The organism is Oleiharenicola lentus, assembly GCF_004118375.1.
Taxonomy (GTDB): Bacteria; Verrucomicrobiota; Verrucomicrobiia; order Opitutales; family Opitutaceae; genus Lacunisphaera; species Lacunisphaera lenta.
Map to the genome: position 1 here is coordinate 1,982,057 of NZ_SDHX01000001.1, position 13,108 is coordinate 1,995,164.

Annotated in this window: 10 protein-coding genes; all 10 read left to right on the plus strand. The window is 69.3% G+C overall.

Annotated elements, in window-relative coordinates:
- Genes ESB00_RS08320 through ESB00_RS08365 form a run of 10 tightly spaced genes read left to right on the plus strand, consistent with a single transcriptional unit; the run spans nucleotide 1 to nucleotide 13,091 of the window.
- Complete coding sequence (locus ESB00_RS08320) at nucleotides 1-1,950, plus strand: glycoside hydrolase family 2 protein (protein ID WP_129047241.1); 1,950 nt, start codon at nucleotides 1-3, stop codon at nucleotides 1,948-1,950.
- Entirely contained in the window at nucleotides 1,947-3,311 is a 1,365-nt protein-coding gene (locus ESB00_RS08325) for a sulfatase family protein (RefSeq protein WP_129047242.1), read from the plus strand. Before ESB00_RS08320 ends, ESB00_RS08325 begins: the two co-directional genes overlap by 4 nt.
- A complete protein-coding gene (locus tag ESB00_RS08330) occupies nucleotides 3,308-4,318 on the plus strand; it encodes a hydroxyacid dehydrogenase (RefSeq protein ID WP_129047243.1) in 1,011 nt (336 codons plus the stop codon). The genes ESB00_RS08325 and ESB00_RS08330 overlap by 4 nt, the downstream gene beginning before the upstream one ends.
- Nucleotides 4,319-4,331: 13 nt before the next feature.
- Nucleotides 4,332-5,705, plus strand: a complete 1,374-nt coding sequence (locus ESB00_RS08335; RefSeq protein WP_129047244.1) for an MFS transporter — start codon at nucleotides 4,332-4,334, stop codon at nucleotides 5,703-5,705.
- A gap of 11 nt (nucleotides 5,706-5,716) precedes the next feature.
- Nucleotides 5,717-7,150, plus strand: a complete 1,434-nt coding sequence (locus ESB00_RS08340; protein ID WP_129047245.1) for a hypothetical protein — start codon at nucleotides 5,717-5,719, stop codon at nucleotides 7,148-7,150.
- A 19-nt stretch (nucleotides 7,151-7,169) separates the two neighbouring features.
- The gene (locus tag ESB00_RS08345; protein WP_246026436.1) at nucleotides 7,170-8,933 is read left to right on the plus strand and encodes an ABC transporter ATP-binding protein; all 1,764 of its coding nucleotides are present in this window, start codon (nucleotides 7,170-7,172) and stop codon (nucleotides 8,931-8,933) included.
- Nucleotides 8,923-10,170 carry a hypothetical protein gene (locus ESB00_RS08350; RefSeq protein ID WP_129047246.1) on the plus strand — a complete coding sequence of 416 codons (1,248 nt, stop codon included), beginning with the start codon at nucleotides 8,923-8,925 and terminating at the stop codon, nucleotides 10,168-10,170. The genes ESB00_RS08345 and ESB00_RS08350 overlap by 11 nt, the downstream gene beginning before the upstream one ends.
- Nucleotides 10,167-10,817 carry an SGNH/GDSL hydrolase family protein gene (locus ESB00_RS08355; RefSeq protein WP_129047247.1) on the plus strand — a complete coding sequence of 217 codons (651 nt, stop codon included), beginning with the start codon at nucleotides 10,167-10,169 and terminating at the stop codon, nucleotides 10,815-10,817. Before ESB00_RS08350 ends, ESB00_RS08355 begins: the two co-directional genes overlap by 4 nt.
- A 34-nt stretch (nucleotides 10,818-10,851) precedes the next feature.
- Nucleotides 10,852-11,976 carry an endo-1,4-beta-xylanase gene (locus ESB00_RS08360; RefSeq protein WP_129047248.1) on the plus strand — a complete coding sequence of 375 codons (1,125 nt, stop codon included), beginning with the start codon at nucleotides 10,852-10,854 and terminating at the stop codon, nucleotides 11,974-11,976.
- A 5-nt stretch (nucleotides 11,977-11,981) separates the two neighbouring features.
- Nucleotides 11,982-13,091 carry an endo-1,4-beta-xylanase gene (locus ESB00_RS08365; RefSeq protein ID WP_129047249.1) on the plus strand — a complete coding sequence of 370 codons (1,110 nt, stop codon included), beginning with the start codon at nucleotides 11,982-11,984 and terminating at the stop codon, nucleotides 13,089-13,091.
- Nucleotides 13,092-13,108: the final 17 nt, after the last annotated feature.

Below are 13,108 nucleotides of genomic sequence, written 5' to 3' on the forward strand. Positions count from 1 at the left end.
ATGACCACACTTCTTGATCTCACCGCCCATGAATGGTCGCTGACCGGCTGGCGTCCGTTCGCATGGAAACTGCGGAAGTCCGCCGAGACCGGCGGGTTTCTCCTGCCCGACCACGGGCCGTATCCTGCGCGCCTGCCGGGCAGTGTGCAGGAGAATCTCCGCCGCGACGGGGTGATACCCGACTGGCATGTCGGACATAACTCGCTGGCGATCGAGTGGGTCGAGCACCGCCAGTGGATGTTCACCACACGTTTCACGTTCGCGACCGCGGCCGCCCCCGTCGAACTGGTCGCCGAGTGCCTCGACTACGCGGGCTGGGTGTTGCTCGACGGCGCGGTCGTCGGCGAGTTTCGCGGCGCGCAACTGCCGGTGCGGCTGCCGCTGGGCGACCGGCTGGCGCCGGGCGGACACGAACTGTCGCTGGTCTTCGACCTGCCGCCGGAAGGGCAGGGGCAGCTCGGCTACACCTCGCGCGCCCGCGAGATGAAGCCGCGCTACAGCTACGGCTGGGACTGGTGCGTGCGCGTCGTCGCGATCGGGGCCGCCGGTGTCCTGCGCTTGGAAAGCCATCCGGACGGCCGGGTGGAGCGGCCGCGGGTCTCGACGCGGACCACCGCGGACCTCGCGCAAGGCGAGGTCGTCATCCGCGGCGAAGGCGACGGGGAACTGGTCGCGACGCTGCGCGATGGCGCCACGGTGGTCGCGACGGCGACGGGCCCGGCGGACGGGACCCTGGTCCTCAACTTACCCCGGCCCAAACTCTGGTGGCCGAATGGCGAGGGCGCACAGCCCCTCTATGCGTTGCGGATCGAGGCGCGGCGGGGTGGGGTGGTGGGGGAGGCGTGGGACCTCGACGTTGGTTTCAAGCACGTCGAGTGGCGGCCCTGTGCCGGCGCCCCCGCGGCCGCCCTGCCGTGGCTCTGCCTGGTCAACGGTCGGCCCATCTTCCTGCAGGGTGTGAACTGGACGCCGGTGCGGATGTGTTACCAAGACGTGACCGTGGCGGAGGTGGAGCGGCTGGTGGGAATCTATCGCGAGCTCGGCTGCAACCTGCTGCGGGTCTGGGGCGGCGGCTACCTCGAGTCGCCCGAATTCTACGCCGCGTGCGACCGCGCGGGCCTGCTCGTGTGGCAGGAGTTTCCGCTGTCGTCGTCGGGCCTGGACAGCAACCCGCCCGAGGACGACGCCTTCGTGGCGCAGGTCACCGCGGTGGCCCGGCACTACCTGCGCGAGCGGCAGCATCACGCCAGCCTCCTGCAGTGGTGCGGCGGCAACGAACTGCAGATCGAGGTGCCCTGGCAGGGCGGCCAGCGTCGCAATCCACTCACCCTGCAGCACCGCCTGCTCGCGGCGCTCGACGAGCTCGTCCGGCAAGAGGATCCCGCGCACCGCTTCCTGCCCACGTCGCCCTACGGTCCGCGCTTTCACTCCGCACGGGAGGAGTTCGGCCAGGGGCTGCACCACGAGGTGCATGGCCCTTGGGGGCTGGACGCATTCCCGGGGGAGGGGGACTGGGAACGCTACTGGACCGACGACGACTCGCTTTTCCGCGGCGAGACCGGCGTTGGCGGTGCCAGCCGGGCCGAATTGATCTGGAAATACACCGGTGGCGAAGCCACGTGGCCGCCAGACTCGGCCTACTGGCGTCACGCCTCCGGCTGGTGGACGCAATGGGACCGCCTGAAAGGCAAATTCGCCCACGCCAGGCCGCCAGCTGCCTTGCAGGAATTCACCGACTACACGCGACGGGAGCAGGCGGAGAGGCTCGCGTTCGCCATCCGCGCGAAGAAGGCGCGGTTCCCGCGCTGCGGGGGCTTCCTGATCTGGATGGGACACGACGCTTTCCCCTGCCTTGCGAACACCTCGATCGTTGAATTCGACCATGTCCTGAAGCCCGCTGCGCTCGCCGTCGCCGAGGTCTTCAAGTCTCCGCCGCCTTCCGCGCCATGAACCTCCCCGTCCTCCTGTTCGCAACGCTCGCCGCGACTACCTCGATCTTGGCGGCTGCGTCCGTCGCGCGCCGGCCCAACGTCATCGTGATCGTTACCGACGACCAGCGCCACGACGCGCTCGGCGTCGTGCAGCGTGAGCAGGGCGCCGCGGCGCGGTTCCCGTTCTTCCAGACCCCGCACCTCGACCGGCTCGCCGGCGAGGGCGCGCGATTCCGGAACGCGTTCGTGACCCACTCGCTCTGCTCCCCGAGCCGGGCTTCAATGCTCACGGGCCGGCAGACGTATGCCCACGGGATCCGCGACAACAAGACACCGTTCATGTCGACCGACACCTGGGCGCACGCGCTCCGCGCCGCCGGCTACCGCACCGGCTATTTCGGGAAGTGGCACATGGGCCGGCAGGAGGACCGCCCGGGTTTCGACGATGTCTTCACGTTCATCGACCAAGGTATCTACCCGAACTGCCGTTTTCTCGACAACGGCCGCTGGGTCGAGACCGAGGGCTGGGTCGACGACGTCACGACCACGCGCGCCCTCGACTACATCGCACGGCACCGCGCCGAACCGTTCGCACTGTTCATCGGCTACAAGTCGCCGCACGACAACCGCACACCGGCGCCCCGCCATGCCACGCGCTACGCCGACGCCCGCATCGCGGAGCCGGTCAGTTTTCGGGCCTACCCGCCGTTCCCGTGGGGCGATCGCAGCCGGCCGTGGAACCCGGTCGTCGAGGACCGCCTGAACTACTTCCGCTGCCTGCAGGGCGTGGACGACAACATCGGCCGCCTCCTCGACGCGCTCCAGCAGCAGGGTCTGGCCGAGGACACGCTGATCATCTATGCGGGCGACAACGGCTACTATCTCGGGGAGCACGGCCTCGGTGACAAACGCACTGCCTACGAGGAGAGCATCCGCATCCCGCTGCTCGTGCGTTATCCCCGCGCCGTGGCCGCCGGCACGATCGTGGATGCGCCCGCGCTCAACATCGACCTGCCGGCGACGATCCTCGAGCTCGCCGGCGTGCCGGTCACCTGGTCGCAGCACGGGCGCAGCCTTGATCCGCTGCTCCAGGGCGCGCGCCCGGCCGACTGGCGCACGGACTTCTTCTACGAGAATTATCAGGATCCGGAGTATCCGGACGTCACCTTCGACCTCCAGGCCATCCGCACCGAGGGCGCGAAGCTGGTCGTCTACCCCGGGCACCCGGATTGGACGCAGGTATTCGACCTGCGCGCCGATCCCCACGAGCTGACGAATCTGGCCAGCGCACCCGCCGCCGCGATCCTGCGCGCGGACCTGGAGGCGCGCCTGCGCGCCGCGCAGGCGCGGTTCCCGGCCCCGGCCGCACCGAAACCATGAGCGCCGTCCTCCGCCGCCCGCGCGCCCTGCTCACGTTCCGGCCCGAGACGGAGCCGTGGCTGCTCACGCCGGGGACCCGCGCCCGCCTGGAGTCGCTGGTCGAGGTGGTGGTGACGCTCCGGGAGGGTGAGGACTGGCGGCCGCACGCGACGCGGCTTGGCGACGTGGAGGTGGTGATCGGCAACTGGGGCGTGCCGCGCTTCACACCCGAGCTCCTCGCGACGATGCCGGCGCTGCGGATCGTCTGCTACGCGGCCGGCTCTGTGCGCGGCTTTGTCACGCCGGAGTTCTGGCAGCGGGGCATCCAGCTTACCACGGCCGTCGCGGCCAACGCCCGCGCCACTGCCACATGCGCGGAGGCGATGATCATTCTCTCGCTCAAGCAGGTGTGGTTCCACCTGCGGGAACCCCGCGCCGAGTGGGCCCAGCTGGGCGACACCGCGTCCTCTGGCGTGCACCGCGCCACCGTCGGCATCATCGGCCTCAGCCGGGTCGGGCGCGAGGTCGTGCGCGGCTTGCAGCGCCACGAGCTCCGTCTCCTGGTCTATGATCCGACCATCGACGCCGCCGAAGCGTGCCGGGTGGGTGTGGAGCTGGCGGCGCTGCCCGAGTTGTTCGCCGCCAGCCACGTGGTCTCGGTGCACGCTCCACAGCTGCCCGCGACGACGGGCTTGGTCACGGGCGAGCTGCTGCGCCGGATGGGACCGCACACGACGTTCGTCAACACCGCCCGGGGCGCAATCGTGCGCGAGGCGGAGCTGGTCGCGGTGCTGCGCGCCCGCCCGGATCTCACGGCCGTGCTCGATGTCACCGAGCCCGAGCCGGCGCCGGCAGATTCGCCGCTCCGCGCCCTGCCGAACGTCGTGCTGACACCCCACCTCGCCGGTGCCCGCCACCGCGACCTCGAGCTGCTGATGCGCAGCGCCCTCGACGAGCTCGAGCGCCACCTGCGCGGCGAGCCGCTACAGTTCGCTCTGACCGAAGCCGCCGCCGCGCTGCAGGCCTGACGCTTTCGCCCCGATGAACCCCAACCCCAACCCCAACCCCGCCGCCGCGCCGAAGACCTGGAGGGTCGGCACCCTTACGTATTCTCTTGCGGGCATCGTGTTGCTGTTCACCTGGCTGCTGCTGGGCGACTTCAGCTACATGATGCGCGAGCGCTCCGCCGCGCCGGTCACGCAGCTGATGCTGAAGAAGTATCAGGCGACGGACTTCATCACCGGCGTCTTCCTGCTCACGATCCCGTGGGCCATCATCCTCGTCGTCGGCCCGGCGGTGAGCTATTGGAGCGACCGCAGCCGCAGCCGCTGGGGGCGGCGCATCCCGTTCCTGCTCGTGCCGACTCCCTTCGTGACCCTGTCCATGATCGGGTTGGCGTACAGCCCGCCGATCGGCCGCTGGCTGCACGCGTTCGTCGGTGGCGACCCGGCGAACGTCAACCTGACCATCCTGTTGATGATGGGCCTATGTTGGACGGTTTTCGAGATCGGCGTGGTGGTCTCCAACTCGGTCTTCAACGGCCTGATCAACGACGTCGTGCCCCGCGAGCTGCTCGGGCGCTTCTACGGGCTGTTCCGCGCGGTCAGCCTCGGGGTCGGCGTGCTGTTCAACTACAAGATCATCGGCCACGCGGAGGAGCACTACACGATCATCCTGGCGAGCATCGGCCTCGTCTACGGCGCGGGCATGACGCTGATGTGCCTGCGGGTGAAGGAGGGCGACTATCCGCCGCCGCCGCCCGACGAGCCGCGGCGCAACCCGGTGTTCGGCGCCCTGCGCGACTACTGGCGCGACTGCTTCCTGCGGCCGTACTACCTGCTGGTGTTCCTGTTCCTCGGCTTCGCCAACCTCGCGTTCGTGCCGGTCAACCTGTTCAGCATCTACGCGGCGAAAAGTTACGCGATGTCGATGGAGACCTACGGGCGCTACCTGGTGGTCACCTTCCTGTGCTCGTTCGTGCTGGCCTTCCCGCTCGGCTGGCTGGCGGACAAGCTGCATCCGCTGCGCGTCGCCATCGGGGCGGCCGCCCTGTACGCCGTCGCGATGGCCGCCGGATTCTGGATCATGCGGGACGCCACCACCTTCGGGTGGGCCTTCCTCGCGCACGGGGTGCTGTCGGGCACGTATTTCACCGGGGCGGCTGCGCTGCCGCAGATGCTGTTCCCGCGCGCCAAGTTCGCGCAGTTCGCCGCCGCGGCGGGCTTGCTGGCCGCGCTCTTCAACATGTCGCTCGGTCCCGTCCTCGGCGCCTGGCTCGACGGCCTGGGCAACCAGTACCGCTACACGTTCCTCGCCGGGAGCGGCCTGGCGGCCGTCGGCACCGGCCTCGGGCTCTGGCTGCACGTGCGCTGGACCGCCCTCGGCGGGCGCACGGGCTACGTCGCCCCGGAGTGAGGCTCCTTCCCATGATCGACCCCGCCTACCAATCCTATCGCAACTTGCCGCCGGTGGCCGGCATCGCCTCCTTTGCCGAGGCGGCCCGTCCCGGCTTCTCCATCGATGAGTGCGTGGCCCGCCTGAAGCGGCATCACTGGGCCTGGCGGCGCCTCCACGGCATCTTCATCGGCCGGCTCACCGCGGAGCCGGTCTATGAACTCAAGATGGGCTTCAGCCTGCACGCCCACTACTGCGCGGAGCACGCCGCCGCCTGGCGCCACCGTGTGGGCGAGATGCGCGAGCCGCCGCTGGGGCTCGATGTGGTGCCGCATCCCGCGCTGGAGGCGTTCTTCGACGAGATCCTCGCCGCCCCGGACACCGGGGCGCTGCTCCTCGGCCTCTACGAGCAGGCGCTGCCCGCCCTGCGCGCGGCCCTCGCGCGCCATATCGAGGAAACCAACCGCCTCGTCGACCATCCCTCGTTCCGCCTCTGCCGCTTCGCGCTGATCGAGGTGGACGAGATGCTCGCCTACGGGGCCCGGGCGGTGCCCGCCATGCTGGATGCGGCGGGCCGCGCCGCGCTCCAGCCCTGGGTCGACCTGCTGCAGGCGTTGCTGGCCCAGGCCGGCGGGTTGGACGGCAGCCAGCCGGAGGCGCCGGGCGAGCTGCACCGCCAGTTCGCCGGCGGCCCGGTCGCGCCCGATCGCTTCGTGCCGCGGCGCGACGAGCGCTTTCCCGACCCCTACAACATGGGCGTACACGCCGAGGTGTTCCTCTACGACGAGGCCCTGCCGGTGCACGCGAAGCCGCTCATGCTCTACTACAAGCGCCTGCGGGAAATCGACGTGCCGGAAATGATGGCGTCCATCATCGGCGAAACCACGGGCAAGCCGTGGGACTACACCGTGGACATGACGCGCCAGCTCTGGGACGAGGCGCGCCATGCGATGATGGGCGAGATCGGCTTTCTGCAGGCGGGCATCGACTGGCGGCAGCTGGTGCGCATCAACTTCACGTGGTCGCTCGCCCTGAACACGCAGCTCCCGCCGCTGGAGCGGCATGCCGTGCTGTATTTCATCGAGCAGGGCCTGATGCCGCGGACCGGCAAGCGCTTCGAGTGGGAGGTGGGCCAGGCGGCCGGAGATGCGTTCGCGACCCTGATCCAGGACTACGACTGGGCGGACGAGGTCCTGCATGCGCGCATCGGCCGCGACTGGTATGTGAAGGCGATCGGCGACGCGAAACAGGCGGTCGAGTACGGCGACGCCTGTTGGTCGCGCGTGTTGATCGACTGGCGCAGCTACCGCGAGCGCGGCCTGACGCAGCACGAGAACTGGTGGCCGGCGCTGTATGCCGCCTGGTGCCGCCGGCACGGCCGCACGCCCGATCCGGCGGTCATGGCCTACGCCACCAGCTACGAGTCCGCCCGCGCGGACCTGCAGGGCATCAGTGCCTCGGGTTGAGCCCCCCCCGTTGACCGTCATGAGTGCTGCGGCGCAGTCCGACCCGGTCATGGCACGCGCGCTGGCGCTATGCCGCCCGTTTGCCGGCCGGCTCGCGCTCGGCGCCGGGTTGATCGTGCTCGGCACGGCCTTCACCCTGCCGGCACCGTGGCTGTTCAAGCTGCTCCTCGACGAGGCGCTGCCGCGCCGCGACAGCCGGCTGCTGCTCGTCCTGCTGGTGGCCGCAGTGCTGCTGCTCGTGGCGCGCGCCCTCCTGACGCTCGTGCGCAACCGCCTGCTGCAAACCGTGGCCATGCGCCTCGTATGCGACCTGCGCATCCGCGTCTTCGCTCACCTGCAGACGGTTTCGCTGCGCTACTTCGATCGCGCGCGCACGGGGGAGACGGTGGCGAAGATCTGCCAGGACACCGGCGAACTCTACAACCTGACGAACGGCCTGCTCATCAACCTGGTGGCCGACACCGTCACCGTGCTGGCCGTGCTGGTGTTTCTCTTCTGGGTGGAATGGCGCCTCGCGCTCGCCGCCTGCGTGGTGCTGCCGCTGTTCGTGCTCAACTACCTGCACCACCGCGAGCGCATGCAGGCGGAAAGCCGCACGCACCGGCAGCACTGGGACAAGGTAGTGGGCTTCCTGAATGAACGGATCGCGAATCCGCGCGTGATCAAGGCGTTCGGCCGCGAGGCGGGCGAGGTCGCGGAGTTCGCGAGCGGGATCAACGCCGACTATTTCAACTACTCGGCCGTCGTGATGCGCAACACGAAGCTCTCGGTCGTGGCCGACACGCTCGCGGCGGTCGGCGGGGCCGTGGTGCTCGGCTACGGCGGCTGGCTCGTGATGGACGAAGCGATGGCACCGGGCACCCTCGTCGCCTTCAACGCCTACCTGGCGCTCGTGTTTCCGCCGCTCGTGCGGTTCGTCGATCTGGCGGCGATCTTCCACCGGGCCTTCACCGGCCTGGAAAATGTCTTTGCCCTGCTGGATCTCCAGCCGGAGGTGAAGGACGCGCCCGGCGCGCGCGGGCTCGATCCGGTGCGCGGCGAGGTGCGTTTCGAGCGCGTCGGCTTCGACTATCGTGGCGGCGGGTCCCGCGAGGTGCGCGCGGCGCTGACCGACGTGAGCCTGGTCGCGCGGCCCGGCGAATCGATCGCGCTGGTCGGACCCAGCGGCTCCGGCAAGTCAACGCTGGTGGCGCTGCTGGCGCGTTTCTACGACCCGACGCACGGCCGGATTCTCATCGACGGTGTGGACCTGCGGGAACTGTCCCTCGCGTCGCTCCGCCGCCTGATCGCCATCGTGCCGCAGGAAAACGTGCTCTTTTCCGGCACGATCGAGGACAACCTCCGTTACGGCCGGCCCGCTGCCCCGCGCGACACGATCGTGGCGGCGGCGCAGGCGGCGAGCGCCCATGACTTCATCCTCCAACTGCCCGACGGCTACAGCACCCTCGTGGGCGAACGCGGCGCGCAGCTCTCCGGCGGCCAGCGCCAGCGCATCGCCATCGCCCGCGCGCTGCTCGTCGATCCGCGCATCTTGATCTTCGACGAGGCGACCAGTGCGCTCGACACGGTTTCGGAGCGGGCGATCCAGGACGCCATGACCCGCATCAGCGCCGGGCGCACCGTGTTCAGCATCGCACACCGGCTTTCGACGGTGCAGAACGCCGACCGCATCCTCGTGCTCGATGCCGGCCGCATTGTGGAATCGGGCACGCACGCCGACCTGCTGGCGCACGGCGGGCTTTACGCGCACCTCCATGCGCTGCAATTCCGGGATGCCCACTGAATCCCAGCTTATCGGTAGCAGTGACCGCTTGCTCGCGGCGCGGGCGCTCCGCCCGTCGCATCACGGTTCCGTCGCCGGCCGGGCCCGCCCGCCCCTGCTCACCCGACGCGAGTTTTTCACCATGAGCGCCGCCGCCGTCGTCCTGCCCTTGGTCCCAGCCCTCGCCGCCGCGTTCGCGACGGAGACGGAGTTCTATCGCGACTGGCTCGGCACCACGCTCGTCGAGGGGCAGTACCACCTCACCGACCGGCCCAACCTGCTCGAGGGCGCCGAGCGGATGCTCGCGCTCGGCACGCGCGTCGGGAAGTTCTGGTTCGAGCCGCACCGCGCGGCCCGCGACTACCCGTGGAACAGTGCCTGGCCGGAAATGCGGACGCTCCGCGACCTCGCCGCATCCCCCTACTGGCGTGAGGTCTTTGCGCTGCCGTTTCGAACAATGTTTCTCGAAACGCACAGTCCGGCCGAAGGCGGCTGGAACTCCGATCCCGGCCCCGCGCGGGAGGCGCGGATCCGCGCGGAATGGGAGGAACTGCTGGCGTTCCTGTATGCCGAGCACGGCGACCTGCCGCTCACGCTCGTGCTGCAGAACTGGGAGGGCGACTGGCAGCTTCGCGGCCTCGGCGTCCTGTGGGATGATCCGCCGGCCGACTGGCGCGAGCGGTGTGCGCGTTACGCCCGCCGGCTCGCGGCCCGGCAGGCCGCCGTCACCGCGATGCGCGCGGCGCATCCGGGGGCGCGCCTCCGCGTGCTCCACGCCGCCGAGGTGAATCGCGTGGCCGACCAGTGGCGCGGCATCCCCACGCTCACCGAGCACGTGCTCCCGCACGTCGAGTTGGACCTCGTTTCGTACAGTTGTTACGATGCCATGGATGACGGCGCGACGCTCACCCGTGCCATCGACACCATCCGCCGCTTCGCCCGCACGGCGGGCCCGCTCGGCGCCGGGGCGGTGTGCCTCGGCGAGATCGGCATCCCCGAGATGGCGCGCCCGGAGCGCATCCCGGCCCGCTGGCGGGAACTGCTGGCGGCGGCCCGCGCCGCGCAGGTGCACTGGGTCGTGCAGTGGGCGCTCTATTGCAACGAGTCCGACAACCGCCACCAGCCCCAGCCCAAGCCCTCGGTGACCGACCCTGCGCGCCTGCAAGGGTTCTGGCTGCTGCGCCCCGACGGTTCGCTCAGTGAAACGGGCCGGGTGTTCAGCGCCCTGTGGCAAACCGGATCCTTTCCTCCGTCATGACCTCCTCCCAGCTCCCGATCGCAGCCGTCGTCCTCTTTCAGGGCGATTCGATCACCGACTGCCTGCGCGACCGCATGCGCCCGGGTCCGAACGACCCCGCCGCGCTCGGCGCCGGCTACGCCGGGCGCGTGGCGGGCGACCTGCTCGCCCATCCCGCGGCGGGGGGCTGGAAGTTCTACAACCGGGGCATCAGCGGCGACCGCATTGTGGACCTGCGGGGCCGCTGGCGGCGCGACGCGCTCGCGTTACTACCCGACCTCGTGAGCATCCTCGTCGGCGTCAACGACACCTGGCACGAGCACCTCTTCGGCAACGGCGTGGGCGTCGAGCGCTACGCGGAGCTCTACCGGATGCTGTTGACGGACACGCGGGCGGCGCGGCCGCACTGCCGCCTGGTGCTGGGCGAGCCCTTCGCGCTGCCCGGCGGCGACTTCCAGGCCGGCTGGATGCCCGAGTTGCGCGCGCGGGGCGCCGCGGTGCGGCAGATTGCGCAGGAGTTCGGCGCGGCCTTCGTGCCCTACCAGGCGATGTTTGACGCCGCGCAGCAGCAATACACCGCGGCCGAGCTTGCCGCCGATGGCGTGCACCCGTCTCCGCTGGGCCACCGGCTGATGGCCCAGGCTTGGCTCGCGGCCGTGCTGCCCTGATTGCCGCTTCGCCCTTCCTTCAACTCCATCCCCCATGATTACCGCCGCCCGATTGTCCGCCCTCACCGCGCTCGCGTGCGCGCTGGCCACGCCCGTCTGGTCCGCACCGCCGGCCACCCTCAAGCAAGCCTTTGAGGACGATTTCCTCGTCGGCGTCGCCCTCGGTCGCATGGAAAGCTTCGACGCGGCCGAGCGCGCGCTCCTCGTGCGCGAATTCAATGTCGTCACGTCGGAAAACCAGCTCAAACCCGGTCGCGTGCAGCCACAGGAGGGTGTGTTCACCTTTGGCGATGGCGAGGCGCTGGTCTCGTTCGCGGAGCAGCACGGCCTGCCGATGATCGGCCATACGCTGGCCTGGCATCAGGTGACCCCCGACTGGTTCTTTCTCGACGGGGACAAGCCCGCGTCCCGCGAACTGGCGTTGCAGCGGCTGCGTGCCCACATCCACGCCGTTGTCGGGCACTTCAAGGGCCGGATCAAGGGCTGGGACGTCGTCAACGAGGGCATTGCGGACGAGCGCGACGAGCGCGAGTACCTGCGGCGCAACAAGTGGCAGCAGGTCGTCGGCGACGACTACATCGCTAAGGCGTTCGAGTATGCACACGAGGCCGATCCCGGCGCGGAACTCTACTTCAACGACTACGGCAACGAATACCCCCACAAGCGCGAGCGCACCATACGCCTGATCCGCGACCTCCAGGCGCGCGGCCTGCGGGTGGACGGTATCGGCATGCAGCTGCATCTCCAGCTCGATCGCATTCCCTTCGACGAGATCGACCGCTCCCTCACCGCCTTCCGTGAACTCGGGGTCAAGGTGATGATCACCGAACTCGACCTCGACCTGATCGAGCGCAAAGTCTGGGGCGCTGACACTGCGCAGCGAGAGGAGCCCACCGAATCGAACCTCGGCTGGGCCGTGGCCCCGCCGGACCTGCTCCAGCGCCAGGCTGACCAGTACGCGCGCCTGTTCGCCCTCCTGCGCAAGCACCGCGACATCGTCGACCGGGTGACCTTCTGGAACCTCCACGACGGGAAGTCGTGGCTAAACAACTGGCCGGTGAAGGGCCGGATCAACCATCCACTGCTCTTCGACCGAGCGCTCCAGCCCAAGCCGGCCTTCCAGGCCGTTATGTCGCTTGCGCGCGAACCGCAACCCTGACAGCCATGCGTCCGCTCATACCGCTGTTCGCCGGCTGGCTCGCCGTGACGACCGGCTTCGGCCGGCTGGAGCCCTCGACTTTGAAGCAGGCCTTTGCGGATGACTTTGTCGTCGGCGTGGCCGTCGCCGGCCTGTCCAGCCTGACTGCGGCCGAACGGGAGCTGATCGTGCGGCATTTCGGCGTGATTACGCCGGGCACCCACTTCAAACCGGTACACCTCCAGCCGCAGGAGGGCCGCTTCACCTTCGAGCAGGCCGACACTCTGGTGGGTTTTGCGCAGGCCAATGGGCTCGCGGTGATAGGCCACACCCTGGTCTGGCACGACGCGACGCCGGACTGGTTTTTCCGCGACGGCGACCAGCCCGCCTCCCGCGAACTGCTCCTCCGGCGCCTGCGAGACCACATTCACGCGGTCGTCGGACACTTTCGCGGCCGTGTCAAGGGCTGGGACGTGGTCAACGAGGGCATTTCCGACAAACCGGAGGAATACCTGCGCCCGAACAAGTGGCAGCAGATGATCGGCGACGATTACATCGCCAAGGCATTCGGGTACGCCCACGAGGCCGATCCTGGCGCGGAGTTGTATTTCAACGACTACGGCGGCGAGCACTCTCTCAAGCGGGAGAAAACCATCCGGCTCATCCGCGAACTGCAGGCGCAGGGAGTCCGCGTGGACGGCATCGGCATCCAGTTGCACCTCCAGCTCGATCGCATGGCCTTCGCCGACATCGAGAAGTCCATCGCCGCCTTCCATGCGCTCGGCGCGAAAGTGATGATCACCGAACTCGACGTCGACCTGGTTGAGCGCAAGGTCTGGGGCGCGGACACAACCCAGCACGAAAACCCGACCGACAGCAACCTCGGCTGGGCGGTCGCGCCGCCGGAGATGCTCCAGCGCCAGGCCGAGCAGTACGCCGAGTTGTTCCGGATCTTCCGGCGGCAGCACGCGGCCGTGGATCGCGTCACCGTCTGGCACCTCCACGACGGCAAGTCTTGGCTGAACAACTGGCCGGTGAAGGGCCGCACGAATCACCCGCTCCTGTTCGATCGCAGCCTCCAGCCGAAGCCGGCCTTCCACGCTATCTTGAGCGTCGCGCGCGAGCCGAAACCCTGAGCCCCGGACGCTGGGCT